The 22,466-nt window shown below is 70.7% G+C and carries 29 protein-coding genes; 18 read left to right on the top strand and 11 right to left on the bottom strand.

Annotated elements, in window-relative coordinates; genetic code table 11:
• The first annotated feature begins 18 nt into the window (after window positions 1-18).
• Both JQC91_RS01880 and JQC91_RS01875 read left to right on the top strand, forming a co-directional pair.
• Window positions 19-465 (top strand): low molecular weight phosphotyrosine protein phosphatase, encoded by a 447-nt coding sequence (locus JQC91_RS01880; protein WP_203285073.1) that lies wholly within the window; start codon window positions 19-21, stop codon window positions 463-465.
• Between the two features lie 88 nt (window positions 466-553).
• A complete protein-coding gene (locus tag JQC91_RS01875) occupies window positions 554-1,243 on the top strand; it encodes a site-2 protease family protein (protein ID WP_203285072.1) in 690 nt (229 codons plus the stop codon).
• A 4-nt stretch (window positions 1,244-1,247) separates the two neighbouring features.
• Here JQC91_RS01875 and JQC91_RS01870 read toward each other — a convergent pair whose 3' ends face one another.
• The gene (locus JQC91_RS01870; RefSeq protein ID WP_203285071.1) at window positions 1,248-1,739 is read right to left on the bottom strand and encodes a hypothetical protein; all 492 of its coding nucleotides are present in this window, start codon (window positions 1,737-1,739) and stop codon (window positions 1,248-1,250) included.
• Entirely contained in the window at window positions 1,732-2,070 is a 339-nt protein-coding gene (locus JQC91_RS01865) for a hypothetical protein (RefSeq protein ID WP_203285070.1), read from the bottom strand. The genes JQC91_RS01870 and JQC91_RS01865 overlap by 8 nt, the downstream gene beginning before the upstream one ends.
• A gap of 145 nt (window positions 2,071-2,215) precedes the next feature.
• On the opposite strand from JQC91_RS01865, the gene lepA reads away from it, so the two are divergent.
• The 3 genes from lepA (at window position 2,216) to JQC91_RS01850 (ending at window position 5,891) form a co-directional block, all read left to right on the top strand.
• The gene (gene lepA / locus JQC91_RS01860) at window positions 2,216-4,015 is read left to right on the top strand and encodes a translation elongation factor 4 (protein ID WP_203285069.1); all 1,800 of its coding nucleotides are present in this window, start codon (window positions 2,216-2,218) and stop codon (window positions 4,013-4,015) included.
• Between the two features lie 301 nt (window positions 4,016-4,316).
• On the top strand, window positions 4,317-5,267 hold the full coding sequence (locus tag JQC91_RS01855; RefSeq protein WP_203285068.1) for a hypothetical protein: 951 nt from the start codon (window positions 4,317-4,319) through the stop codon (window positions 5,265-5,267).
• A 150-nt stretch (window positions 5,268-5,417) separates the two neighbouring features.
• Window positions 5,418-5,891 carry a pyridoxamine 5'-phosphate oxidase family protein gene (locus tag JQC91_RS01850; protein ID WP_203285067.1) on the top strand — a complete coding sequence of 158 codons (474 nt, stop codon included), beginning with the start codon at window positions 5,418-5,420 and terminating at the stop codon, window positions 5,889-5,891.
• Window positions 5,892-6,132: 241 nt separating this feature from the next.
• Here the strand turns inward: JQC91_RS01850 and JQC91_RS18085 are convergent, their stop codons facing one another.
• Both JQC91_RS18085 and JQC91_RS01845 read right to left on the bottom strand, forming a co-directional pair.
• Window positions 6,133-6,267: a hypothetical protein gene (locus tag JQC91_RS18085; RefSeq protein ID WP_275296964.1), complete on the bottom strand. Its 135-nt coding sequence runs from the start codon at window positions 6,265-6,267 to the stop codon at window positions 6,133-6,135.
• A 96-nt stretch (window positions 6,268-6,363) separates the two neighbouring features.
• The gene (locus tag JQC91_RS01845) at window positions 6,364-6,822 is read right to left on the bottom strand and encodes a type II toxin-antitoxin system Phd/YefM family antitoxin (RefSeq protein ID WP_203285066.1); all 459 of its coding nucleotides are present in this window, start codon (window positions 6,820-6,822) and stop codon (window positions 6,364-6,366) included.
• A gap of 121 nt (window positions 6,823-6,943) precedes the next feature.
• Between JQC91_RS01845 and JQC91_RS01840 the strand changes: the two genes are divergently transcribed.
• Window positions 6,944-7,486 (top strand): cytochrome b/b6 domain-containing protein, encoded by a 543-nt coding sequence (locus JQC91_RS01840; protein WP_203285065.1) that lies wholly within the window; start codon window positions 6,944-6,946, stop codon window positions 7,484-7,486.
• A 12-nt stretch (window positions 7,487-7,498) separates the two neighbouring features.
• Here the strand turns inward: JQC91_RS01840 and JQC91_RS01835 are convergent, their stop codons facing one another.
• Window positions 7,499-7,915: a VOC family protein gene (locus JQC91_RS01835; RefSeq protein WP_203285064.1), complete on the bottom strand. Its 417-nt coding sequence runs from the start codon at window positions 7,913-7,915 to the stop codon at window positions 7,499-7,501.
• A gap of 76 nt (window positions 7,916-7,991) precedes the next feature.
• Between JQC91_RS01835 and JQC91_RS01830 the strand changes: the two genes are divergently transcribed.
• Both JQC91_RS01830 and JQC91_RS01825 read left to right on the top strand, forming a co-directional pair.
• The gene (locus tag JQC91_RS01830) at window positions 7,992-10,001 is read left to right on the top strand and encodes a M3 family metallopeptidase (RefSeq protein ID WP_203285063.1); all 2,010 of its coding nucleotides are present in this window, start codon (window positions 7,992-7,994) and stop codon (window positions 9,999-10,001) included.
• Window positions 10,002-10,058: 57 nt separating this feature from the next.
• On the top strand, window positions 10,059-10,892 hold the full coding sequence (locus JQC91_RS01825; protein WP_203285062.1) for an inositol monophosphatase: 834 nt from the start codon (window positions 10,059-10,061) through the stop codon (window positions 10,890-10,892).
• Between the two features lie 51 nt (window positions 10,893-10,943).
• Here JQC91_RS01825 and fdhF read toward each other — a convergent pair whose 3' ends face one another.
• The 3 genes from fdhF to JQC91_RS01810 form a co-directional block, all read right to left on the bottom strand.
• Window positions 10,944-13,712, bottom strand: coding sequence for a formate dehydrogenase subunit alpha (gene fdhF, locus JQC91_RS01820; protein ID WP_203285061.1), 2,769 nt, complete (start codon window positions 13,710-13,712; stop codon window positions 10,944-10,946).
• A gap of 149 nt (window positions 13,713-13,861) precedes the next feature.
• Window positions 13,862-14,380 (bottom strand): 2,4'-dihydroxyacetophenone dioxygenase family protein, encoded by a 519-nt coding sequence (locus JQC91_RS01815; protein ID WP_203285060.1) that lies wholly within the window; start codon window positions 14,378-14,380, stop codon window positions 13,862-13,864.
• A 61-nt stretch (window positions 14,381-14,441) separates the two neighbouring features.
• Entirely contained in the window at window positions 14,442-15,107 is a 666-nt protein-coding gene (locus tag JQC91_RS01810; RefSeq protein WP_203285059.1) for an SDR family oxidoreductase, read from the bottom strand.
• A 95-nt stretch (window positions 15,108-15,202) separates the two neighbouring features.
• Here JQC91_RS01810 and JQC91_RS01805 point away from each other — a divergent pair, with 95 nt between their 5' ends.
• From JQC91_RS01805 to JQC91_RS01790, 4 genes are all read left to right on the top strand, one after another.
• Window positions 15,203-16,120: a ribokinase gene (locus tag JQC91_RS01805; RefSeq protein WP_203285058.1), complete on the top strand. Its 918-nt coding sequence runs from the start codon at window positions 15,203-15,205 to the stop codon at window positions 16,118-16,120.
• 224 nt (window positions 16,121-16,344) lie between these two features.
• Window positions 16,345-16,920 carry a sigma-70 family RNA polymerase sigma factor gene (locus tag JQC91_RS01800; RefSeq protein WP_343069885.1) on the top strand — a complete coding sequence of 192 codons (576 nt, stop codon included), beginning with the start codon at window positions 16,345-16,347 and terminating at the stop codon, window positions 16,918-16,920.
• Window positions 16,917-17,579, top strand: coding sequence for a ChrR family anti-sigma-E factor (locus JQC91_RS01795; protein WP_203285057.1), 663 nt, complete (start codon window positions 16,917-16,919; stop codon window positions 17,577-17,579). Before JQC91_RS01800 ends, JQC91_RS01795 begins: the two co-directional genes overlap by 4 nt.
• Window position 17,580: 1 nt before the next feature.
• Window positions 17,581-18,180: a LysE family transporter gene (locus JQC91_RS01790; RefSeq protein ID WP_203285056.1), complete on the top strand. Its 600-nt coding sequence runs from the start codon at window positions 17,581-17,583 to the stop codon at window positions 18,178-18,180.
• Here the strand turns inward: JQC91_RS01790 and JQC91_RS01785 are convergent.
• Window positions 18,172-18,639 (bottom strand): CreA family protein, encoded by a 468-nt coding sequence (locus JQC91_RS01785; protein ID WP_203285055.1) that lies wholly within the window; start codon window positions 18,637-18,639, stop codon window positions 18,172-18,174. The genes JQC91_RS01790 and JQC91_RS01785 overlap by 9 nt on opposite strands.
• A 107-nt stretch (window positions 18,640-18,746) precedes the next feature.
• Between JQC91_RS01785 and JQC91_RS01780 the strand changes: the two genes are divergently transcribed.
• The 5 genes from JQC91_RS01780 (at window position 18,747) to JQC91_RS01760 (ending at window position 20,832) form a co-directional block, all read left to right on the top strand.
• Window positions 18,747-18,983, top strand: a complete 237-nt coding sequence (locus JQC91_RS01780) for a hypothetical protein (protein WP_203285054.1) — start codon at window positions 18,747-18,749, stop codon at window positions 18,981-18,983.
• Window positions 18,983-19,144: a hypothetical protein gene (locus JQC91_RS01775; protein ID WP_203285053.1), complete on the top strand. Its 162-nt coding sequence runs from the start codon at window positions 18,983-18,985 to the stop codon at window positions 19,142-19,144. Before JQC91_RS01780 ends, JQC91_RS01775 begins: the two co-directional genes overlap by 1 nt.
• Window positions 19,141-19,350 (top strand): hypothetical protein, encoded by a 210-nt coding sequence (locus JQC91_RS01770; protein WP_203285052.1) that lies wholly within the window; start codon window positions 19,141-19,143, stop codon window positions 19,348-19,350. The genes JQC91_RS01775 and JQC91_RS01770 overlap by 4 nt, the downstream gene beginning before the upstream one ends.
• Before the next feature lie 11 nt (window positions 19,351-19,361).
• Window positions 19,362-20,033, top strand: coding sequence for an RluA family pseudouridine synthase (locus JQC91_RS01765; protein ID WP_203285051.1), 672 nt, complete (start codon window positions 19,362-19,364; stop codon window positions 20,031-20,033).
• A gap of 142 nt (window positions 20,034-20,175) precedes the next feature.
• On the top strand, window positions 20,176-20,832 hold the full coding sequence (locus JQC91_RS01760; RefSeq protein WP_203285050.1) for a peroxiredoxin: 657 nt from the start codon (window positions 20,176-20,178) through the stop codon (window positions 20,830-20,832).
• A gap of 25 nt (window positions 20,833-20,857) precedes the next feature.
• Here the strand turns inward: JQC91_RS01760 and JQC91_RS01755 are convergent, their stop codons facing one another.
• Both JQC91_RS01755 and irrA read right to left on the bottom strand, forming a co-directional pair.
• Window positions 20,858-21,196: a cupin domain-containing protein gene (locus tag JQC91_RS01755; RefSeq protein ID WP_203285049.1), complete on the bottom strand. Its 339-nt coding sequence runs from the start codon at window positions 21,194-21,196 to the stop codon at window positions 20,858-20,860.
• A 190-nt stretch (window positions 21,197-21,386) separates the two neighbouring features.
• Window positions 21,387-21,815: an iron response transcriptional regulator IrrA gene (gene irrA / locus JQC91_RS01750; protein WP_203285048.1), complete on the bottom strand. Its 429-nt coding sequence runs from the start codon at window positions 21,813-21,815 to the stop codon at window positions 21,387-21,389.
• A 124-nt stretch (window positions 21,816-21,939) separates the two neighbouring features.
• On the opposite strand from irrA, the gene fabA reads away from it, so the two are divergent.
• Entirely contained in the window at window positions 21,940-22,449 is a 510-nt protein-coding gene (fabA, locus tag JQC91_RS01745; protein WP_203285047.1) for a bifunctional 3-hydroxydecanoyl-ACP dehydratase/trans-2-decenoyl-ACP isomerase, read from the top strand.
• Window positions 22,450-22,466: the final 17 nt, after the last annotated feature.

Here is a 22,466-nt window from a genome sequence, read left to right as displayed (position 1 = left end):
ACCGGAGGGGGACCCGTCATGCGCATCCTGTTCGTCTGCGTCGGAAGCACGTGCCGCTCGCCCGCCGCCGCCCATCTCGCCAAGGCGCTTCGCCCCGACTGGACCACGGACCACGCAGGCACCGCCGTCCGCCACGTCGGCGCGCCGGTGGACCCGCGCATGGCGACGCGGCTGAAGGCCCGCGACCTCGACCCCGCGCCCTCGCGCGCCCGGCAGTTCCGCTCCAACGACTTCGACCGCTACGACCTCGTCCTCGCCTTGGAGGCGCGCAACCTGCGCGACCTCGACGGGCTGCGCCCCGGCCTGATGCGCCCGCCGCACGTCCGCCTCCTCAGCGCGGCGGCGGGGTTGGGCGAGCGCGACATCGCGGATCCCTACGACACCGGCGACTACACCACCGCGCTCGCGGCCATCGACGCGGCCGTGGCGGGCCTGTCGGCCCGCTATCCCGTCCCCGAGGCGTGACGCGCGGGTCCGATCCCGGCCCGGCCCGCGCCCCAACCCCGCCGCACCCGCCGGGCAGGAAGGCGCCGACAGACGCGGGAGCCGCCCCATGATCGACCAAGACGAGACCCCGATCCTGACCCTGCCCGGCCCGTGGGGCGTGCCGATCCAGATCGCGCCGTCCTTCGGCCTGCTGGCCCTGCTCCTCGTCGGCTTCGACCCCTCGATGGGGTCCGTGGCCTTCTTCGGGATCGTCGCCGTCTCGATCCTCCTGCACGAACTGGGCCACGCGTGGGGCAACCGGGTGCAGGGCCTCCGGGTCGAGCGGGTCGTCCTGTGGGGCGGCGGCGGGTTCTGCGTGGGCGACCCCCGCGCCACCCCCCGCGAGCGCGAGCTCGTCGTCGCGATGGGCCCGCTCACCAACCTCGCGCTCTGGGCGATCTGCGGGCTCGCGGTCGGCTGGATCGACGGGCGGTACATGGCCGCCGCGATCTATCCGGGCGGCTGGGCCACGACCGCCACGCTCCTCGAGCAGGCGGCGTGGATCAACCTCTTCCTGTTCGGCCTCAACCTCGTCCCGGTGCAGCCGCTCGACGGCGGCAAGCTGCTCCATCTCGGCCTCCTGCGCGTGCTGGACCGCCGCCGCGCGGCGTGGGTCGCGGGGGCCGTGGGCCTCGTGCTGTCGGTCCTCTGGATCCCCGCGATGATCGCGGCCTTCTTCGCCTTCGGCTTCGCCCTGCTCTTCCTGCCCTCCATCGCCCTGCACCGGGCGATGATGCGCGGCGGCGCGGTGGCCTGACCGCCTAGTCCGCCATCGGCGCGGGGCACGCCGCCGTCCGCGCCCCGCCGCAGGCCAGCGCGGCCTCCATCCACCGGGTCCACGCCCGCACCTCGCCCTCGGCCGGCGGGGCGTCCCACACCCGGCTCAGCACGTGGAGGCGGTCGCCCCGGATCGCCCGGCTTAGCGTCACCGCCTCGGGGTCGTCGCAGGTCGTCAGGTGCAGCGCCCCCGTCGCCCCGCCGAAGGGCAGGACCGTGCCCGCCGGGCAGGCCGCCCCCAGCCTCTCCGCGAGCGCCGCCAGATAGGCCGCCGCCCCCTCGTCGCGGTCCAGCGACCGCACGATCAGGCGCCCCGCCCCGTCCCCGTCGCCGGGCAGCAGGACGGCCAGCGACCCGCCCTCCGGGTCGGGCGCCACGGCCGAGACCGTCCAGCCCGGCGGCGGCGCGGCCAGCAGCCGCTCCTGCGCGGCGACCGGCGCCGCCGCGATCAGCAGGAGGGCCGCGAGCCTACGCACACATCCGCTCGGCGGTGTCGACGAACTGCTTGTAGCGGGTCCAGAAGGCCTCGTCGCGCGCGCGGTCCGACTGCCGGACCTCCTGCGCGCGGTGCGGGTCGCGGTAGAAGGGCAGGGAGCGCCGCTGGTCGCCCGCGCTGAGCGTCCGGTCCGCCGCCGCCTGGACGCAGCCGCACAGCGCGCTCGTCGCCGCCCGCCGGTCCTGGCCGAGGCACGCCGAGCGGATCGGCCCCTCCGCGTAGGCGCGCACCGGTCCCCGGTCGCCCCCGCCGCCGCCGCCGCAGCCCGCCACGCCCACGGCCAAGGCCGCTCCGATCAGGAAGGATCTCATCACCGCTCTCCTCTCGCCCGTTCCGGGTCTCGGCGGGTGGGATGCCACGGGTGCGGCGCTGCGTCCATGCGCGCCCGCGCCGCGCGCCCTTTCCCAGCGGGCGCGCGTGCCATATCTGCGACCGGACCCATTCCAGCAGGCCGCCATGACCGACCTCTCCCGCATCCGCAACTTCTCGATCGTGGCCCATATCGACCACGGCAAGAGCACGCTGGCCGACCGCCTCATCCAAGAGACGGAGACCGTGGCCGCCCGCGACATGAAGGAGCAGCTGCTCGACTCCATGGACATCGAGCGCGAGCGCGGCATCACGATCAAGGCCAACACCGTCCGCATCGACTACAAGGCGGAGGACGGGAACACCTACGTCCTCAACCTCATCGACACGCCCGGCCACGTCGACTTCGCCTACGAGGTCTCGCGCTCCATGCGCGCCGTCGAGGGCTCGCTCCTCGTCGTGGACAGCACGCAGGGCGTCGAGGCGCAGACGCTGGCCAACGTCTACCAAGCCATCGACGCCGACCACGAGATCGTCCCCGTCCTCAACAAGATCGACCTCCCCGCCTCCGAGCCCGAGCGCGTGGCCGAGCAGATCGAGGACGTGATCGGCCTCGACGCCTCGAACGCGCTCCTCGTCTCCGCCAAGACGGGGCAGGGCATCCGCGAGACGCTGCAGGCCATCGTCGACCACCTCCCCGCCCCCAAGGGCGACGCCGAGGCGCCGCTCAAGGCCATGCTCGTGGACTCGTGGTACGACGCCTATCTCGGCGTCATCGTCCTGATCCGCGTCATCGACGGGCGCATCCGCAAGGGCGACCGCGTCAAGTTCATGTCGAACGGCACCGTCCACCAGATCGACCGCCTCGGCGTGTTCCGCCCCGCCATGCAGCCCTTGGACGAGCTGGGGCCGGGCGAGATCGGCTTCCTCACCGCCTCCATCAAGCAGGTCCGCGACACCCGCGTGGGCGACACCATCACCCACGAGAAGAAGGGCGCCGACACGCCGCTCCCGGGCTTCAAGCCCTCCCAGCCGGTCGTCTTCTGCGGCCTCTTCCCCGTCGATTCCGCCCAATACGAGGACCTGCGCGACGCAATCGAGAAGCTCGCCCTCAACGACGCCTCCTTCTCCCACGAGGTCGAGTCCTCCGCCGCGCTGGGCTTCGGCTTCCGCTGCGGCTTCCTCGGCCTGCTCCACCTCGAGGTCATCCGCGACCGCCTCGAGCGCGAGTACGACATCGACCTCATCACCACCGCGCCCAGCGTGGTCTACCACGTCCACATGCGCGACGGCACGGTGACGGAGCTGCACAACCCCGCCGACATGCCCGACCTCACGCACGTCGACCACATCGAGGAGCCGCGCATCAAGGCGACCATCCTCGTGCCCGACGACTACCTCGGCGACGTCCTCAAGCTGTGCCAGGACCGGCGCGGCATCCAGATGGACCTCACCTATGCCGGCCCCCGCGCGATGGTGGTCTACGACCTGCCGCTCAACGAGGTGGTGTTCGACTTCTACGACCGGCTCAAGTCGGTGACCAAGGGCTACGCCTCCTTCGACTACCAGCTGATCGGCTACCGCGAGGACGCGCTCGTCAAGATGCAGGTGCTCGTGAACGAGGAGCCGGTCGACGCGCTCTCGATGATGGTCCACCGCGACCGGGCCGAGCAGCGCGGCCGCGCCATGTGCGAGAAGCTCAAGGAGCTGATCCCCCGCCACATGTTCAAGATCCCGATCCAAGCCGCCATCGGCGGCAAGGTCGTCGCCCGCGAGACCCTGTCCGCCATGCGCAAGGACGTCACCGCCAAGTGCTACGGCGGGGACGTGTCGCGGAAGAAGAAGCTTCTTGATAAGCAGAAGGCGGGCAAGAAGAAGATGCGGCAGTTTGGGAGGGTCGAAATCCCCCAAAGCGCCTTCGTCGAGGCGCTCAAGATGGATGGGTGACTATCATCGCAGTTTGCGCTCGAGTTAGACGGGGAACCAATTGGTCTGCTCCGACTGATATGGACGCAGATCTGATGGGGGGTGGTGCTACATTTCAGGGGTGGGATCCTACAAGCAGCGGGTTCTACATCGCTCGTGGCCGAAGCAGTTTATTCACTACTCTGTTCTCGGCCAGAACGCTTCAAACGGCAGAGGTTGAAAAATATTAGGTATGTCAAGTGAGCCGAAGGTCATCGGGCGAGCAGTTGTAAGGACAGCCGAAGGAGACACTGCGGAGACGGGCCAGCTGCCAGCTTCGGTTATGAGAGCGCTGTTCGAAGAAGTCACTGGCGCTGGTCGACATCTTACCACCTCGGTGAGCCGAAGCGTCGTTATTGAGCGAGACGACATCGCGCAGCTATGCTACAAATTGGGGCAATGGGTCGAGAGCCTTAATCCGGAAGCGGCGAGTTTTTCCTTTGAGGTTGAGTTTCTCGACTCTTCTGGCGCGACGGAAGAAATTTCGCTGTCTTCATTGAACGAGTTTCTCCAGCATGATTTCTCGGGGACGTCACTTGTTTCGGAGATTAACATCAGATTTTCCTTCTTAGTTCCTAATTTTCGGACGGGCGAGCACAATAATTACGATATTCGGGTTGTTCTAAACGGCTTCACCTTGCAGCCTGATGGGTCAAATGCGGTTTTTGGGAACCCGACATATCGCGAGCGATATGGCGCTGCTATGCGAATCTACCTAAGCTATATTGATTACATGGTCGCGCGAAATTTGCAGGTTGTTGTCAAGGGTTGGTACGAAGAGCTGGAAGAATACGATATACCTCAACGTCCTGATTGGTTCCCGAAGCTGGCAGAGGATAATATATATTGGGGCCACGGAGTTTATCCTGTTTCGGCAGGATCGGTGTTCTTCCTAGTCGTTTCCTGGGGGATCCTTCTGCTCGTTGCGAACTATCAAGAAGGGATTTCTAGGCTTTTCCCCGAACTAATCTCTTTACAGGGATTTATTTACATACTCATCGCGTACCAAGCAATGTCTCTCGTTATACGAATGGTGCGGACGTATATTGAGAAGAGAATTTATCCGATTGGCTCGTTTCAAATACTTGCCATCAACAACTCCACAGCGCGGATGAAAGATAGGCATCTCGCTCTTCTGAATAGAAAAGGTAGAGTTGCGCGGGCGCTGTTCTACACCGTCTCGACAGGGGCCATCGGTAGTTTGATAGCAACCGCCGTACTGGCTATTGTGTAACTGTCTCGATCGGTTGGTTGATGTAGCGTAGCAAAAATAGGCTAGTTGGAAGCCACCAACTAAGCCGCTGGCTAGCGCAGGTTCTGCCTGCCCTATGCAACCTCGGCGTATGTTCGACGTTGCTCCGCCGTCCCAACCCGGAGCACCCCCATGTCCACCCAAGACGACCTCGCCGCCGCCTTCTGGTCCCACCTCGCCTCCGACCGCATCGTCATGCTCGCCACCGACGGCGCCCCGCCGCGCCCGATGGCGGCGCTGCTCAAGGACGGCGCCGGTCCAGTCCACTTCTTCACCGCCGCCGACACCGACCTCGGCGAGGCGCTGGCCTCGGGCAACGCCCGCACCGCCACCATGACCTTCCAAGCCAAGGGGCAGGACCTCTGGGCCTCCGTCACCGGCACGCTCACCATGCCGAACGACCCGCAGACCATCGACGCGCTCTGGTCCCCCATGACCGCCGCGTGGTTCGAGGGCGGGCGCGACGACCCGTCCCTGCGCCTGCTCCGCCTCGACCTGCACGAGGGCGAGGTGTGGGAGGACGTCTCCGCCCTCGCCGTCGCGCTCAAGGGCCTGACCGGCGGCACCGTCGACGCCTCCGACAAGAAGGGCCACGTCCCCCTGTAGGGTGGGCGAAAGCCCACGCGTCCGCGCCCTCCCGCCTTCCAGGCCGCCCCGCGGGCCCTCGCCCGCGCCCCGCGGCCCCCACGCGAAAGGGGCGGCCCGCCGGGCCGCCCCCTCCTTCCGTCACGCGGGGCTCACCCGTTGATCGCGTCGCCGAGGTTCTCCGCGTCGTCCACGAAGCCTTCGGCCGTCTCGCAGGCGGCGAGGCCGAGCACGAGGCCCAGCACGAGCAGCAGGCGGGCCATCAGAACAGGTTCCCGCCGTTGTTCTCGGCGGTCTCGTCGGCGGTGATCGCGGCGCCGGCGCCGATGGCGGCGGGAACGCAGCCGGCCACGAGCGGCAGGGCGAGCAGGAGGGCGGCGAGCTTGAGGCGGGTCATCGGGGGCTCCTTGGGGCTGGTGTCCCTGCCGCAACCCCCTCTCCCTCCGGTTGTTCCCGCCGCCCGCCGCCTTTGCGGAGTCCCGCCCACGGCCGCTCAGCCGCGCCGCCACGCCCACGGCGACCAGCGCGCCCGCGGCGCGGGCGGGGCGGCGGGCGGCGGCGCCTCTGCCTCCACGCGCGCCACGGGCGCGGCCACCTCCCCGCCGGGGATCGGCTCCAGCCCCGCCCGCGCCAGGAGCCGCCGCTCCGCCGCGCGGTCGAGCTGCACCTGCCGCAGCCGCACCGCCGCCTCGCTGGGGCTGAGGTAGCGGTCCCCGTCGCGGCGCAGCCCGTTCGGCACCCAGCCCGCCGCCGCGTCCGCGTCCTGCTCCTCCACCCGCGCGAAGCGGTCCAGCCACGCCATCCCGACCAGCGCCGCCACCGCCCGCCCGTGCCGGGTCAGCACCACCGCGTCCTCCCCGTCGCGGACATGGGCGCAAAGATCGGCGAGGCGCTCGCGCGCCTCGGAGACGGGCAGGCGCGGGGCGGGGCCGTCGAGCGGGGTCTTGGGCATGTGAAACCTCCGTACGTTTCGTGAAGACGGCCGCCGAGGCTCCGTACGAACGGTGAAGGAATCCTGAACGGAACCGGCGACTCGCCCCCACGTTGCAGGTGCAGCGAACAGGGAGAGACCCATGACGACCGCCTCCGCCCCCATCGAGCCGACCCCATACACCCCCCACGCCCGCCCCCCCGGCCGCTATGCGACCGGGCAGATCGTGGCCCACTGGACGGTCGTGGGACTCGTTGCGTTCCAATACCTTACGGGTTCCGGGATGGAGGCCGCCTACGCCTACGCGCTCGACTTCGGCACTCTGCCGCCCTCGGGGCACATGTGGGTGCACGGCATCATCGGCGCCTCCATCCTCGCCGCGATGGTCTGGCGCCTCGTCCTTCGCCTCCGCCTCGGCGCCCCCAAGCCGCCCGAGACGGAACCCTCTGTAATCAAACTGCTTTCCCGCTCCGTCCACTACGCCTTCTACGCGATCCTGATCGCCATGCCGCTGTTCGGCATGGCCGCGCTCTGGCTCAAGCAGGGCTGGCTCGGCTGGGCCCACGGCGTCGCCGCCTACGTCCTCGCCGGCCTGATCGCGCTCCACCTCGCGGGTGCCCTGTGGCACGCCGTCAAGCGCGACGGCACCATCCACCGCATCGCGCGCGGCCAGACCTATCCCTGACGGATCAGCGGCTTACACCGGCCCGTTCAGCTCGAGGAGGTTCCCCTCCGGATCCTCGAGGTAGACGTGGCGCAGCCCCGGGATCGCGAACTCCCCCGTCACCGAATGGGGGATTCCCGCGGCCCGGAGCCGCCCGATCACCGCGTCCAGGTCGTCCACCCGGATCGCCACGTGCCCGCCCACCGAAGGGTTGAAGGCCAGCCCGTTGCGCGCGGCGAAGTCCGGGTCGCCCTTGATCAGGTGCAGCCCCGAATGCCCGTCCCTCCCGTCGCCGAGGAGCGCCAACTTGTCAGGTTCGCCAGGGAGATAGCCGCGGCTCTCCGGGAAGCGCCAAGCCTGCTCCTCCATCCCCAGCACCGTCGCGTAGAAGGCGGCCGCCCGCCGCACGTCCTTCGCCTCCAAGTTCACATGATGGATCGACCAGCCCATTCGCGCCTCCCTGTTCGACGGGAACCCTAGCGCCTCCCCGGACCTCCCCCTAGGTCCGACGGAGAGGAGATCCGCCATGACCAACCCCTTGCTCGCCGACTGGGACACCCCCTTCGCGCTGCCCCCCTTCGACCGGATCGAGGACGACCACTTCGGCCCGGCCTTGGAGTGGGGCATGGCGGAGGGCCGCGCCAACGTCCAAGCCATCGCGGACTCGGAGGAACCCCCCACCTTCGCCAACACGATCGAGGCGCTGGAGCGGGCGGACGCCACGCTCGACCGAGTGGCGGGCGTGTTCTACAACCTCGCCTCCGCCGACTCGAACCCGGCGCGCGAGGCGCTGCAGCGCGACATGGCGCCGAAGCTGTCGGCCTACTCGTCCGAGATCACCAACAACACCGAGCTCTTCGCCCGCATCCGCGACCTCTGGGAGCGGCGCGACACGCTGGACCTGACCGACGAGCAGGCGCGCGTCCTGATGCTCACCCATCGCGGCTTCGTCCGCGCGGGCGCCGCGCTGGAAGGGGAGGAGGCCGAGCGGCTGACCGCGATCAAGGCCCGCCTTGCCACGCTGGGCACGCGGTTCCAGCAGAACCTGCTGGCGGACGAGCGGGACTGGTTCATGGACCTCACGGACGAGCAGCTCGCCCCCCTCCCGGACTTCGTGCAGCAGGCCGCCCGCGCGGCGGGCGCGGAGCGCGACCGCGCGCATGCGGTGGTCACCCTGAACCGCTCGCTGATCGTCCCATTCCTGCAGTTCCATCCCGACCGCGCCCTGCGCGAGAAGGCCCATACCGCGTGGACCGCGCGCGGCGCCAACGGGGGCGAGACGGACAACCGCGAGATCGCGGCCGAGATCCTCAAGCTCCGCGAGGAGCGGGCGAAGCTGCTCGGCCACGAGACCTTCGCCGACTACAAGCTCGAGACCGAGATGGCCGGCACCCCCGAGGCCGTGCGCGACCTGCTGATGGAGGTCTGGCGCCCCGCCCGCCGCGCGGCCCGCGCCGACGGCGAGGCGCTGGCCGTCATGGCGCGCGAGGACGGCGTGATCGGCCCGCTGGAGCCGTGGGACTGGCGCTACTACTCCGAGCGGCGGCGGCAGGAGATGCACGACCTCGACGAGGGCGAGATCAAGCGATACCTCCGCCTGCCGCAGATGATCGACGCGGCCTTCGCCTGCGCGGGCCGCCTGTTCGGGCTGGAGTTCGCGCCCCTCGACGTCCCCACCTACCACCCGGACGTGAAGGCGTGGGAGGTGACGCGCGACGGGCGGCACGTCGCCGTCTTCCTCGGCGACTACCTCGCGCGGCCGTCCAAGCGGTCGGGGGCGTGGTGCTCGGCCATGCGGTCCCAGTCGGGCCTGACGGACGAGCGGCCCATCGTGGTCAACGTCTGCAACTTCGCCGCCGGAGACCCCGCCCTGCTCTCCTACGACGATGCCCGCACGCTCTTCCACGAGTTCGGCCACGCGCTGCACCAGATGCTGTCGGACGTGACCTACCCGTCGATCAGCGGCACCTCCGTGGCGCGCGACTTCGTGGAGCTGCCGAGCCAACTCTACGAGCACTGGCTGGAGGTGCCCGAGGTGCTGGCCGAGTTCGCCACCGACGCGGACGGCACCCCGATGCCCAAGGACCTGCTCGACAAGGTGCTGGCCGCCTCCACCTACGACATGGGCCACGCGACGGTGGAGTATATCGGCAGCGCGCTGGTGGACCTCGCCTTCCACGACGGCCCCGCCCCCGCCGACCCGATGCAGAAGCAGGCCGAGGTGCTGGAGCAGTTGGGCATGCCCCGCGCCGTGGGGATGCGGCACGCCACGCCGCACTTCGCCCACGTCTTCGCGGGCGACGGCTACTCCTCGGGCTACTACAGCTACATGTGGTCGGAGGTGATGGACGCCGACGCCTTCGCCGCCTTCGAGGAGGCGGGCGATCCGTTCGACCCGGAGACGGCCAAGGCCTTGGAGGCGAACATCCTCTCGGCGGGCGGGTCCGAGGAGGCCGACGTGCTCTACACCCGCTTCCGGGGCCGGATGCCGGGGGTCGAGGCGCTGCTGAAGGGCAGGGGGCTGGACGCGGCCTGAGGGGCCTCGCCGAACTGTGGCGCGACGCGCGCGTCACGCTGCGCTAGAGGCGGCGCCATGCCCATCACACCAGACCAGTCCGACGCCCTGATCGCCGCCGTCCGCGCGGTGGCGGCCGAGGCGATCCTGCCGCGCTTCCGCAACCTCCCCGACGGGGGGATCGACGCCAAGCGCGCCTTCGACGACCTCGTCACCGTGGCCGACCGCGAGGCGGAGGCGGCCCTGACCGCCCGCGTGGCGGACCTGCTGCCCGGCGCGGCCGTGCTGGGGGAAGAGGCGGTGGCGGCGGACAGGTCCGTTCTGGGCTGCATCGATGCCGACCGCTGCGTGGTGATCGACCCGATCGACGGGACGTGGAACTTCGCCCACGGGATCGCGAACTTCGGCGTCATCGTCGCGGTGGTGGAGGCGGGCGCGACGGTCTGGGGCCTGCTCTACGATCCCTCCTTCGACGACTGGATCGTGGCGCATCGCGGCGGGGGTGCGTCCTTCGTCCGGGGCGGCACCGCCCGGCCCCTGCGCCTGCCGCAGGAGGCGCTGCCCCTCGACCGGATGCGCGGCAACCTCAACGGCGACCTCTACCCGCAGGCGGACCGCCCCGCCATCGCTGCCCTCGCCCCGCGCTTCCGCCGGACCTCCTCGCTGGGAGCTAGCCTGCACGAGTATCGGTCGCTCGCCACCGGGGCCACGCAGTTCTGCCTCAACGGAATGCTCAACGTCTGGGACCACGCGGCAGGCGTGCTGATCCTGGAGGAGGCGGGGGGCCGGTCGGCCCTACTCGACGGGACGGACTACGCGCCTGCGATGCGGGAGGGGCGGCTGCTCAACGCGGCGAACCCCGCGACGTGGGACGCACTGGCGAAGGTGGTGAACGAAGCGTTGGCGGGGTGATGGGGTGAAACCCCATCCTACCCCAGGACCGTAGGATGGGGTTTTACCCCATCATTCGACCCTCTCCACCTTCACCGCCGAGAACTTGAACTCCGGGATCTTCCCGTAGGGGTCGATCGCCGGGTTCGTCAGCAGGTTCGCCGCCGCTTCGACATAGGCGAAGGGCAGGAACACCATGTCCGGCGCCACCGCCCGGTCCATCCGCGCCATTACCTCGATCGACCCGCGCCGGGTGGTCAGGCGGACGTGGCCGCCGGGGTCGACACCCAGCCGCCGCAGCGTGGAGGGGTGGAGCGAGCAGTTCGCCTCCGGCTCCACGGCGTCGAGCACGCTCGCCCGGCGGGTCATGGAGCCCGTGTGCCAGTGCTCCAGCTGCCGCCCCGTGGTCAGGATCATCGGGTAGTCCGCGTCCGGCACCTCGTTGGGCGGCACCACGCTCGCGGGCGTGAACCGCGCGCGGCCCTCGGGGCGCGGGAAGGCGTCGCCGAACACGACCGACTGGCCGGGATCCTCGGGGGACAGGGACGGGTAGGTGACGGGCTCGCGCTCCAGCCGCTCCCACGTGATGTTGGCGAGCGACCTCATGTTGACCGCCATCTCCGCGAACACCTCGGACGGGTGCATGTAGCCCCAGTCCAGCCCGCAGCGCTTCGCCAGCTCCACCGTGATCGCCCAATCCTCGCGCGCCTCGCCCGGCGGCGGCACGGCGGGCCGCACCATCTGCACGGTCCGGTTGGTGTTCGAGACGGTGCCCGTCTTCTCGTAGAGCGCCGAGGCGGGCAGGATCACGTCGGCGTAGTTGGCCGTCTCCGTCAGGAAGATGTCCTGCACGACGAGGTGGTCCAGCGCGGCCAACGCCGCCCGCGCGTTGTCCACGTCGGGGTCCGACATGGCCGGGTTCTCGCCGAGGATGTACATCGCGCGGATGTCGCCCGCGTGGACCGCGTCCATGATCTCGGTGACGGTCAGCCCCTTCTCGTCCGAGAAGTCCTCCGACCCCCAGACCCCCGTGAAGGCCGCGCGCACCGCGTCGTCGGTCACGCTCTGGTAGTCCGGCAGGAACATCGGGATCAGGCCCGCATCCGACGCGCCCTGCACGTTGTTCTGCCCGCGCAGCGGGTGCAGCCCCGTGCCCGGACGGCCCACGTGCCCGCACATGAGGGCCAGCGAGATCAGGCAGCGCGAGTTGTCGGTGCCGTGGACGTGCTGCGATACGCCCATGCCCCAGAAGATCATCCCCGCCTGCGCCTTGGCGAAGTCGCGCGCCACGGCGCGCACGGTGGCCGCGTTGATGCCGGTCAGGTCCTCCACCGTCTCGGGCGCGAAGCCCGACAGGTGGGCGCGCTGCGCCTCCCAGTTCTCGGTCATCGCGGCGATGTACTGCCGGTCGTAGAGCCCCTCCTCCACGATCACGTGCATGATCGCGTTGAGCAGCGCCACGTCCGCGCCGGGCCGGAACTGCAGCATGTGGGTGGCGTGCCGCTTGAGCGCCTGCCCCCGCGGGTCCATGACGATCAGCTTCCCGCCCCGCTTGGCGAACTGCTTGAAGTAGGTGGCCGCGACGGGGTGGTTCTCGACCGGGTTGGCGCCGATCACGATGGCGACGTCGGCGTTCTTGATCTCGTTGAACGTGGCCGTCACCGCGCCCGACCCGACGTTCTCGATCAGCGCGGCGACCGAGGAGGCGTGGCAGAGCCGGGTGCAGTGGTCGACGTTGTTGTGGCCGAACCCCTGCCGGATGAACTTCTGGAAGAGGTAGGCCTCCTCGTTCGTGCACTTGGCCGAGCCGAAGCCCGCCACCTCGCGCCCCCGGCCCTTCAGCCCCCCGGCGGCGGCGTCCAGCGCCTCCTCCCACGTCGCCTCGCGGAAATGCGTCGCCAGATCGCCGGGATCGACGTTCAGCCCCTTCGCGGGCGCGTCCTCGCGCCGGATCAGCGGCACGGTCAGGCGGTGGGGGTGGTGGATGTAGTCGAACCCGAACCGCCCCTTCACGCAGAGCCGCCCCTCGTTCGCGGGGCCATTGATGCCATCCACCTTCACCACGCGCGGCCCGTCGCCATCGTCGCGGACCTTCAGCGAGACTTGGCAGCCCACCCCGCAGAACGGGCAGACGCTCTCCTCCTCGCGGTCGTAGGCGGCGCTGTCGCCCACCTCGCCCGCGCCCACCATCGACGCCTCCATCAGCGCGCCGGTCGGGCAGGCCTGCACGCACTCGCCGCAGGCCACGCAGGTCGACTCGCCCATCGGATCGTCGAAGTCGAAGGCCGGGTAGGCGTCGTGCCCCCGCCCGGCCATGCCGATCACGTCGTTGACCTGCACCTCGCGGCAGGCCCGCACGCACAGCCCGCACTGGATGCAGGCGTCGAGGTTCACCCGCATCGCCACGTGGCTGTCGTCGAGGAGCGGGATGCGCTCGACCTCCAGCGTGGGCAGGCGGCTCTCGGTCACGCCCTGCGCCTCGGCCTGCGCCCAGAGGTCGGAGGAGCGGTCGTGCGCCGCCTCCCGCTCCGGCTGGTCGGCGAGCAGCATCTCCACCACCATCGCGCGGGCCTTCACGGCCCGGTCCGTGGCGGTCCGCACCACCATCCCCTCGACGGGCTCGCGCACGCAGGACGCCGCCAGCACCCGCTCGCCCTCCACCTCCACCATGCACGCGCGGCAATTGCCGTCGGGGCGGTAGCCGGGGCTCGGCTTGTGGCAGAGGTGCGGGATCCGCAGGCCGCGCCCGTGCGCCACCTCCCAGATCGTCTCGCCCGCGCGCGCGGAGACCTCCTCGCCGTCCAGCGTGAACGTGATCACGGCGTCATGTGTGTCGCGCATGGAAGGCCCTCCGGTCGCGCCGACCCTATGCCGGACGCGGACCCGCCGGAAGGGAGGCGCGCGACCGCCCGCGGCCCGCGCGCGACCCCGCCCCCCTCATCTTGGCGGAAATACCTCGGGGGAGGCCGAAGGCCGGGGGCGGAGCCCCCTCAGCGGATGAACCGATCCACGTAGTCCGCCCCGAGGCCGCACGCCTCGTAATGCGCGCGGCACATGGCGATCTTGGAGAACACGTCCTCCGTCCCCGTCACCTTCCCCCACGGGTCGCAGTAGATCATGCAACCGTTCACTTGGAACAGCGTCTGCATCTCCTCGACGTCCTCGGGCACCACGAGCGTGTGCGTCTCGCCCGGCGGCTCCATGACGTAGGCACCCGTCGTCGCCTCCCAGTCGTGCTCGAGGTAGGACCACCGCCCCTTGAGCACGAAGCCATGCACGGCGTTGGGGTGCAGGTGGCGCGACAGGATGCCCGAGCGGCGGACGCGCAGGACGTTGACCCAGTAGCCTTGTGAGGCCGACAGGCAGAGCGGGCGGAACCACACGCCCTCGGCCTGGGGCACCCAGACGCGCTCGTCCTCGGGCACGGCGTCGGGGACGACGATCTCCGCCGCCGCCTCCGGCGGGAAGGGCAGCTGATAGGGCAGGCGATCGGTGTCGGCGTCCTTCATGGGGCGGTCCTCCTGCGGAGGAGCTATCACACCCGTGGGGCGGGGTTCACCCCGCCGTCCGTCAGGCCACCGAATACCCTCCGTCCACGGGCAGGATCGCGCCCGTCACGAAGCCCGCCGCCGGGCTGGCGAGGAACAGCGCCGGCCCGCCGAGGTCCGCCGCCTCGCCCCACCGCCCGAGCGCCGTGCGCGACAGGATCGCCGCCTCCTTCTCCGTGCCGCGCAACGGATCGGTCAGCGGCGTGGCGATCCAGCCGGGCGCCAGCGCGTTGACCCGCACGTCCGGCGCCCATGCCAGCGCCAGCGACTTGGTCAGCTGCGCCACGCCCCCCTTCGACGCCGCGTAGCCCGGCGCGACGGGCGAGCCGAAGAAGGACAGCATGGAGGCGGTGAGGACGATGCTCCCCCCGCGTGCCCGCAGCGCCTCCGCGGCGGCGAGGCAGCACCGCATCGTGCCGGTCAGGTTGACCTCCACCGTCCTAGCGAACCCCTCGGGCGTCAATTCCGTGCCGCGCCCGATCACGCCCGCGCAGCACACCAGCACGTCGACCGCGCGCCCCGCGAAGAACGCCGAGACCGCGTCCGCGTCCGTCACGTCGAGCCGGTGCGCAGCCCCGTCCTCCACGCCGGTCGCCACCACACGGTCGCCCGCGTCGCGGAAGGCGTCCGCGATGGCCGCCCCGATCCCCGAGGTGCCGCCCGTCACCACCACGTCCCGTCCCGCCATCCCGATCCTCCCTGCCGCGCGGCGACCGTGCCCCACCCGCGCGGCTGGTGCCAGCGCGCCGGGGGGGCTAGTCCGGGCGGGAAGGGAGATCGCCCATGACCGTCGCCATCCTCGGGGTGTTCGTCGCCGACACCACCTTCCGCGCCCCGCGCCAGCCGGTGATGGGCGAGACGATCCTCGGGACGGGCTTCGCCCTCGGGCCCGGCGGCAAGGGCAGCAACCAAGCGGTCGCCTGCGCCAAGGCGGGCGGGGCGGCCCTGATGGTCACGCGTATCGGGGCGGACACGTTCGGGGACATGGCGCTGGACGCATGGGGCGCGGCGGGCGTCGACGCGGTCCATGTCGAGCGGGGCGGGACGCCGACGGGGGCCGCCTACATCTTCGTGGACGAGGCCACGGGGGACAACGCGATCATCGTCTATCCGGGCGCGGCCGGGACGATGGACGCGGCCTTCGTGGACGAGCGCGCGGACGCCTTCCGCAGGGCGGACGTGGTGATGACGCAGCTGGAGCAGCCGATGGGCGCCGCGATGCGCGCCCTCGCCCTCGGCCGGGAGGGGGGCGCCGCGACGCTGCTCAACCCCGCGCCGGCGGCCCCGCTGCCGGACGGCATGCTCGCCCTCTGCGACTACGTCACCCCCAACGAGACCGAGGCCGAGGCGATCACCGGCCGTCCGGTGGGCTCGGAGGAGGAGGCCCGCGCCGCGGCCGCCCGCCTTCTGGAGATGGGCGTGGCCAAGGCCGCGATCCTGACCTTGGGCGAGCGCGGCGCGCTCTACCACGCGGCGGACGGCACCTCCGAGATGGTGCCCGCCTTCCAGGCCGGGCCCGTGGTCGAGACGACGGGCGCGGGCGACGCCTTCAACGGCGGGTTCGCCGCCGCGCTGTCCGGGGGGATGGCGCCGCTCGACGCGGTCCGCTTCGGCTGCGCGACGGCCTCCCTCTCGGTGACCCGTCCGGGAGCGGCGGTCTCAATGCCGACGCGGGCGGAGATCGACGCCCTCCTGGGGTGATCCGGTTCCCTGTCAGCCGAGCCTGACAGGAAAATGTTGCGACAAATCAACACGCGGCATGCGAGCGCATGCCGAAACGGCGACCGTCCCCCTGACAGGGCTGCGGGTTGCTCTATCTGACCGGGCTGAAGGTGGATCGGTTGAACGACTCGTCGCCTTCCGCGATACTCGCGCCTTGGCCGCACCCGCAGGAGAACCTCCGGGGCCGCCGCCGAGGCGCCATCGTGGACGACGAGCCGAGAGACGAGGCATTCTGGACGCGGCAGCTCGTGGCCGTGGGGGCGCGGCGGGACCGCGCGGCCTACGCGCAGCTGTTCGAGTTCTACGCCCCGAGGATCAAGGCCTTCCTCATTCGGACGGGCCTCGGCCCGTCGGCGGCGGAGGACTGCATGCAGGACGTGATGGTCACGGTCTGGCGCAAGGCGCACATCTACGACCCCACGCGGGCGAGCGTGACGACGTGGCTGTTCACCATCGCGCGCAACCGCAAGATCGACCTCATCCGCCGCGCCCGCCGCCCGGAGCCCGAGCAGTTGCCGTGGGGCCCCGAGCCGGAGCCCGCGCAGGCCGACGTCATCGCCCTGCAGGAGGACGCGCGGCGCCTGCGCCAAGCCGTCGCGCAGTTGCCGCCGAAGCAGCGCGACCTCGTGGAGCGGGCCTTCTACGGCGACCTCTCCCACAGCGAGATCGCCCTCGAGACGGGCCTGCCGCTGGGAACGATCAAGTCGCGCATTCGATTGGCGATCGACCGCCTGCGCCACGCGATGCAGGCCGACCCGGCCGAGGAGCGCGTGCCATGAGCGTGACGCACGAGATCGACGACCGCCTGCTGATGGGCTACGCCGCCGGCCTCCTGCCGGAGGCCTACGATCTGCTCGTCGCGACCGCCGTGTCGCTCGACGACGAGGCGCGCGCGCGGCTGGAGGGGTTCGAGGCCTTGGGCGGCGCGCTTCTGTCGGAGCAGCCCGTCGCGCCGCTCCGCGAGGGCTCGTTCGAGGAGGTGATGGCGCGGATCAACGGCACCGTCCCCGAGGACACCGTGCATCCCGACGTGCGCACGCCTCGCACCGACCCCGTCCTGCCGCAGCCGCTGCGCGACGCCCTCGGCGGCGACCTCGAGGACGTCCGGTGGCAGTCGATCGGCCTCGGCTCCCGCCAGGCGATCGTCCCGACATGGGCCGAGGAGGGGGCAAGCGTCCGCCTCATGCACATCCCCGCCGGGCAGGCGATGCCGGAGCACGGCCACGACGGGGCGGAGTACGTTCTGGTCCTCAAGGGGTCCATCGAGGACCGGGGCATGACCTTCCGCCGCGGCGACCTGTCCCACGCGGACGGGACGGTCGAGCACACGCCGACCGCCGGGCCGGGCGAGGACTGCGTCTGCCTCGCGCTGACGGACGCGCCGCTCCTGCTGAAGGGCCTGCTCCCCCGCATCGCGCAGCGGTTCCTCGACATCTGACATGACGACGGGCGACTGGCTCGTCTTCGCGGGCTTCTGGGCGGTGTTCGTCGCCTCGCCGGGGCCCAACGCCGTCAACTGCGTCCTCGTCGCATGGCGCGCGGGCCTCCCCCGCGCCCTGTGGTGCGTCGCCGCGATCCTGACGCAGGCGACCCTCTTCCTCACCGCGGCCGCCCTCGGCGTGGCCGCCCTGCTCGCCGCGACGCCGGGCGCGGCGGCGGCGCTGACGCTCGCGGGCGCCGCCGTCCTGATCGGGCTCGGCATCCGCGCGTGGCGCCGCGCGGGCGCCCCCGTCGCCGAGCCGCCGTCGGACGGCGCGATCTACCTGCGCGCGCTGGCCATCGCCACGTTCAACGCCAAGTCGCTCGCGGGCTACCTCGCCGCCTTCACCCAGTTCGTCCGGGCCGACCTGCCCCTCGCCCCGCAGATGGTCGCGATCTATCCGACGGCGCTGACCCTGACCGCGCTGGCCTACACCGGATGGTGCGCGCTCGGGGCGGCGCTGGGGCGCGGGGCCTTGGGCGTGGTCGCGAGCCTTTGGCTTCGGCGGGCGCTCGCCGCCTGCTTCATCGCCTACGGGGTCGCGCTGGCGCTACTGTGAGGCCGCCGCCGCCGGGCTGTAGAGCGGCACCGTCGAGATCGACATCTTGGCCGAGCCCTGCGTGAGCTCCTGCGCATGGACGAGGTAGATCAGCGTCTGGTTCGCCTCGTCGAAGATGCGCTTGATCCGCAGGGTCTTGAGGATGATCGACCGGCTCTCGCGGAACACGGTCTCGCCGTCCTCCGAGCGGTCGATGTCGCCGATCGTGATCGGCCCCGTCTGGCGGCAGGCGATGGACGCGTTGGACGGGTCCTCGAACCAGTTGCCTTGGGACAGGCGGTCGATCAGCGAGCGCTCGAAATAGGCGATGTGACAGGTCACGCCCTCGACGTCCGGGTCGTTGATCGCCTCGATGATGATGTCGTTGCCGACCCAATCGACGCCCACCTCGCCCACCTGCTCGGCGGTGGCGGTGAACGGCAGCAACAGGGCGAACAGGGCGGGGACGAGGCGGCGCATGGGGCTCTCCGGTTTCCTCAGGAGAACGGGAGGGGGGGATCGCCGGTTCCGCACCGTTTCCCTTCCGCGCCTCGACGACCTCCCCGCGCGGGCCTAGGTTCCCGCACATGGAGTTCCTCGCCAGCCTGCATCCCCTCGCATGGGTCGCCTTCCTCGCCATCGGCGCGGCGCTCGTCGCGCCGACCCGGGCCTTCCGCGAGTTCAAGCGGCGCCCGTGGAAGGACGGGCGCGGACGGGACGGGCCTGACCGGGAGGCGGGCGGTCCGCCCCAAGGGTCCTGTGGCGCGCCGCACATGGCGTGGCCCGAGGCCGGGGCGGCGGCGGACCCGAGGCGGGACCGCTGATGCAGATGGTCATCTCCCGCAGGGGCATCCGGTTCGAGCGCGTGCCCCCCGGCGTCCAGCTTCGCCGACTGCTGCGGGCCGTGCGCGTCACCGCGCTGGCCTTCGCCGCATGGGTCGTCACGCAGACCTTCATCCTCTTCACAGTCGACGCGATCCTGTGAACCCGTACGGTCCGACCCGCGGCGAGGCGAAGGTCTGGCTGGTGATCGGCCTCTTCATCCTCGCGCTGCTGGTCCTCGCCGCCGTCACGCGCGGCGTGCGGGGCATCATGGCGGTCGAGATCTTCGGCTTCGGCGGCCTCTTCGCCGTGGGCCTCACGATCTGGGCCGTCCGCGCCCTCTGGCGGACGCGGGGCGGATCGGAGTAGGGCGCGCGCCCATGTCCACCGATCCCGGCCCCAACGCCGTCTCCACCCCCTACGACCCGCCCACGGGCCCGATCCCCATCGTGCACGAGGATGCGGACCTGCTGGTCGTGGACAAGCCCGCCGGCCTGCTCTCGGTGCCGGGACGGGGCGCGCACCTCGCCGATTGCCTGCTGACGCGGCTGCAGGCGATGCGGCCCGAGGTGCTGCTCTGCCACCGGCTCGACCGCGACACGTCCGGCATCATGGTCTTCGCGCTGACCAAGGAGGGGCAGCGCCGCATGGGCCGCCTGTTCGAGACCAAGCGCGTGAAGAAGCGCTACGTCGCCTTGGTCCACGGCGCGGTCGCCGAGGCGGAGGGGACGATCGACCTGCCGCTGATCGTGGACTGGCCCAACCGCCCGCTCCAGCGCGTCGACCACGAGATCGGCAAGGCGGCGGTGACGGACTGGACGCGCGGCGCGGTCGAGGGCGACGTCACGCGCATGATCCTGCGTCCCCGCACGGGGCGGTCCCACCAGTTGCGCGTCCACATGCGCGAGTTGGGCCATCCCATCGTGGGCGACCCGTTCTACTCGGAGGGGGCGGAGACGCATCCCCGCATGTACCTCCACGCCGAGGGGCTGAAGTTCGTCCATCCGGTCACGGAGAAGACCATGCGGCTGGAGGTGCCCGCCCCCTACTGAGCGTCCTCGCCCGGCCCCGGCCCGCTGCAATTCGTTCCAAGACGGGCCGCCGCCGCGGGAGACGATCCCGTTTTGCGCGCCCGCCTGTTCCGGCCGCGCCCCGCCGTCGCTACATCCCCCTCACACACCAGAGGAGGCCGTCATGGCGCTGCGCATCAACCAAGTGGTCCCGGACTTCGAGGCCGACACCTCCGAGGGCCGCATCTCGTTCCACGACTGGATCGGCGACTCGTGGGCGATCCTGTTCTCGCACCCGAAGGACTTCACCCCCGTCTGCACCACCGAGTTCGGCGCCGTCGCCCAACTGGCCGACGAGTGGGAGAAGCGGGGCGTGAAGGTGATCGGCATCTCGGTCGACGACGCCGAGAGCCATCGCAAGTGGAAGTCCGACATCGAGGCGTTCGGCGGCGCGAAGGCCGGCTTCCCGATCATCGCGGACGACTCGCTGGAGGTGTCGAAGGCCTACGACATGCTACCCGCCGACGCCTACCTGCCCGACGGGCGCACGCCCAACGACACGGCGACGGTGCGCTCCGTCTACGTGATCGGGCCGGACAAGCAGCTGAAGCTGTCGATGACCTACCCGATGAACGTCGGGCGCAACTTCGCCGAGGTGCTGCGCGCCGTGGACGCGCTGCAGGCCGCCGCCAAGCACGGCGTGGCGATGCCCGCCAACTGGGAGCGCGGGCAGGACGTGGTGATCCCGGCCACGGTGTCGGACGAGGACGCCAAGGCCAAGTTCGGCGCGTTCAAGACCCACTTCCCCTACCTGCGCACGACGGCGGACCCGTCGGCCTGAGCGGCGTGCAGGCCCGCCCCCGACGTCAGTCGAGGGGCGGGCCGACGAAGCGGACGTCGTGCTCGCCCGCGATGCGGACGATCGTGTCCATGTCGGTCGCCGGGTCCGCGCCCGAGGCGGTGACGGCGGCGAACGTCTTGGACGCGGCGCCGGGGGTTAGCATCACCAGCGCGACCGCGTCCTCCACGCCCTCGAACGCGTGCGGCACCCCCAGCGGGATCATCGGGACGTCGCCCGGACCGGCCTCGAACTCGTCGTCGCCAGCGCGGGATCGGACGCGGCCCGATATCACCGTGAACACCCCGTGCTCCCCGTCATGGACGTGGAGGGGCGGCCCGGCGCCTGCGGGGATCTCCTCCTCCAAGATGGCGAACGCGCCATCCTTGGCCTCGGTGGGAACGGGTCAGGCCGAAGGCGAGATTCTCCCCGCCGCGGCCCATCGGAGCGTGAAGGGCGTCCATGGGGGCCTCCCTTGCGCTGCGACGGGCGCTGGGGAGCGAGGGCTGTTGCGTCGATATCCGGATGTGCGAGGCCGGGTGGGACGCGGACGCGCGTCAGCCCTTGGGGCGGAGGCGGATGACCACGTCGATCTTCGCGACCTCCATGCCCGAGGGGATGTCGGGGAGGTTCGAGATGGTCAGCCCCTCGGACCCGGCATCGGCCAAGGCGCCGTCGCCCTCGAAGTAGAAATGCGCATGGTCGTCGGTGCGGGTGTCGAAGATGGAGCCCGCGCCGTCGACGGTGATCTCCTGCACCAGCCCGGCCTCGGTGAAGGCGCGCAGGGTGTTGTAGACCGTCGCCAGCGAGACCTTGTCCCCCGAGCGGCGCGCCGCGTCGTGCAGCCATTCGGCCGTGACGTGCCGGTCCCGCCCGTCGCCCTTGAGCAGCGCGGCCAGGAGCAGCCGCTGCCGCGTCGGGCGCAGGTCCGAATGCGAGAGCCACCGGCGGCCCACTTCGAGCGCGTCTTGGGAAAGGACGTCCATGTCCTTGAGAATAAGTCGCAAGGCCCGCCGGTTCAACGTGAATCGCGTTCGCGCGCCGATCCCCTCGGGTTGCGGGGTCGAAACGTCGGGTGATAGGGCGGGCCGATCGTCACAGGGGGGCCGCATGAGCCAGTATCCGACCTCGTTCGACAAGGACGACCTGATCCGATGCGCCCAAGGGGACCTGTTCGGCCCGGGCAACGCCCAGCTCCCGATGCCGCCGATGCTGATGATGGACCGGATCACCGAGATCTCGGGCGACGGCGGCCCGCATGGCAAGGGCCACGTCGTGGCCGAGTTCGACATCACGCCCGACCTCTGGTTCTTCGACTGCCACTTCCCCGGCAACCCGATCATGCCCGGCTGCCTCGGTCTCGACGGGCTGTGGCAGTTGACGGGGTTCAACCTCGGCTGGCGCGGCTGGCAGGGGCGGGGCTACGCGCTCGGCGTGGGCGAGGTGAAGCTGACCGGGATGGTGCGCCCCGACCGCAAGATGCTGACCTACCACGTGGACTTCACCAAGGCGATCCAGACGCGCCGCCTGACGATGGGCGTGGCCGACGGGCGCGTGGAGGCGGACGGCGAGGAAATCTACGTGGTCAAGGACATGAAGGTCGCGTTGTCCGAAAGCTGACGCGCCCCTTGACCGGG

Origin of the sequence: Jannaschia sp. Os4, assembly GCF_016820245.1 — a bacterium.
Classification (GTDB): domain Bacteria; phylum Pseudomonadota; class Alphaproteobacteria; order Rhodobacterales; family Rhodobacteraceae; genus Jannaschia.
The sequence above is the reverse complement of the archived record's forward strand: the minus strand, read 5'-3'. Positions and strand labels throughout refer to the sequence as shown.

Excerpts from the sequence above, each read along its gene's own strand:
- JQC91_RS01880 (WP_203285073.1), top strand. The coding sequence starts at position 19 with ATGCGCATCCTGTTCGTCTGCGTCGGAAGCACGTGCCGCTCGCCCGCC.
- JQC91_RS01875 (WP_203285072.1), top strand. The coding sequence starts at position 554 with ATGATCGACCAAGACGAGACCCCGATCCTGACCCTGCCCGGCCCGTGG.
- JQC91_RS01865 (WP_203285070.1), bottom strand. The coding sequence starts at position 2,070 with ATGAGATCCTTCCTGATCGGAGCGGCCTTGGCCGTGGGCGTGGCGGGC.
- lepA (WP_203285069.1), top strand. The coding sequence starts at position 2,216 with ATGACCGACCTCTCCCGCATCCGCAACTTCTCGATCGTGGCCCATATC.
- JQC91_RS01855 (WP_203285068.1), top strand. The coding sequence starts at position 4,317 with ATGAGAGCGCTGTTCGAAGAAGTCACTGGCGCTGGTCGACATCTTACC.
- JQC91_RS01850 (WP_203285067.1), top strand. The coding sequence starts at position 5,418 with ATGTCCACCCAAGACGACCTCGCCGCCGCCTTCTGGTCCCACCTCGCC.
- JQC91_RS18085 (WP_275296964.1), bottom strand. The coding sequence starts at position 6,267 with ATGACCCGCCTCAAGCTCGCCGCCCTCCTGCTCGCCCTGCCGCTCGTG.
- JQC91_RS01845 (WP_203285066.1), bottom strand. The coding sequence starts at position 6,822 with ATGCCCAAGACCCCGCTCGACGGCCCCGCCCCGCGCCTGCCCGTCTCC.
- JQC91_RS01840 (WP_203285065.1), top strand. The coding sequence starts at position 6,944 with ATGACGACCGCCTCCGCCCCCATCGAGCCGACCCCATACACCCCCCAC.
- JQC91_RS01835 (WP_203285064.1), bottom strand. The coding sequence starts at position 7,915 with ATGGGCTGGTCGATCCATCATGTGAACTTGGAGGCGAAGGACGTGCGG.
- JQC91_RS01830 (WP_203285063.1), top strand. The coding sequence starts at position 7,992 with ATGACCAACCCCTTGCTCGCCGACTGGGACACCCCCTTCGCGCTGCCC.
- JQC91_RS01825 (WP_203285062.1), top strand. The coding sequence starts at position 10,059 with ATGCCCATCACACCAGACCAGTCCGACGCCCTGATCGCCGCCGTCCGC.
- fdhF (WP_203285061.1), bottom strand. The coding sequence starts at position 13,712 with ATGCGCGACACACATGACGCCGTGATCACGTTCACGCTGGACGGCGAG.
- JQC91_RS01815 (WP_203285060.1), bottom strand. The coding sequence starts at position 14,380 with ATGAAGGACGCCGACACCGATCGCCTGCCCTATCAGCTGCCCTTCCCG.
- JQC91_RS01810 (WP_203285059.1), bottom strand. The coding sequence starts at position 15,107 with ATGGCGGGACGGGACGTGGTGGTGACGGGCGGCACCTCGGGGATCGGG.
- JQC91_RS01805 (WP_203285058.1), top strand. The coding sequence starts at position 15,203 with ATGACCGTCGCCATCCTCGGGGTGTTCGTCGCCGACACCACCTTCCGC.
- JQC91_RS01795 (WP_203285057.1), top strand. The coding sequence starts at position 16,917 with ATGAGCGTGACGCACGAGATCGACGACCGCCTGCTGATGGGCTACGCC.
- JQC91_RS01790 (WP_203285056.1), top strand. The coding sequence starts at position 17,581 with ATGACGACGGGCGACTGGCTCGTCTTCGCGGGCTTCTGGGCGGTGTTC.
- JQC91_RS01785 (WP_203285055.1), bottom strand. The coding sequence starts at position 18,639 with ATGCGCCGCCTCGTCCCCGCCCTGTTCGCCCTGTTGCTGCCGTTCACC.
- JQC91_RS01780 (WP_203285054.1), top strand. The coding sequence starts at position 18,747 with ATGGAGTTCCTCGCCAGCCTGCATCCCCTCGCATGGGTCGCCTTCCTC.
- JQC91_RS01775 (WP_203285053.1), top strand. The coding sequence starts at position 18,983 with ATGCAGATGGTCATCTCCCGCAGGGGCATCCGGTTCGAGCGCGTGCCC.
- JQC91_RS01765 (WP_203285051.1), top strand. The coding sequence starts at position 19,362 with ATGTCCACCGATCCCGGCCCCAACGCCGTCTCCACCCCCTACGACCCG.
- JQC91_RS01760 (WP_203285050.1), top strand. The coding sequence starts at position 20,176 with ATGGCGCTGCGCATCAACCAAGTGGTCCCGGACTTCGAGGCCGACACC.
- irrA (WP_203285048.1), bottom strand. The coding sequence starts at position 21,815 with ATGGACGTCCTTTCCCAAGACGCGCTCGAAGTGGGCCGCCGGTGGCTC.
- fabA (WP_203285047.1), top strand. The coding sequence starts at position 21,940 with ATGAGCCAGTATCCGACCTCGTTCGACAAGGACGACCTGATCCGATGC.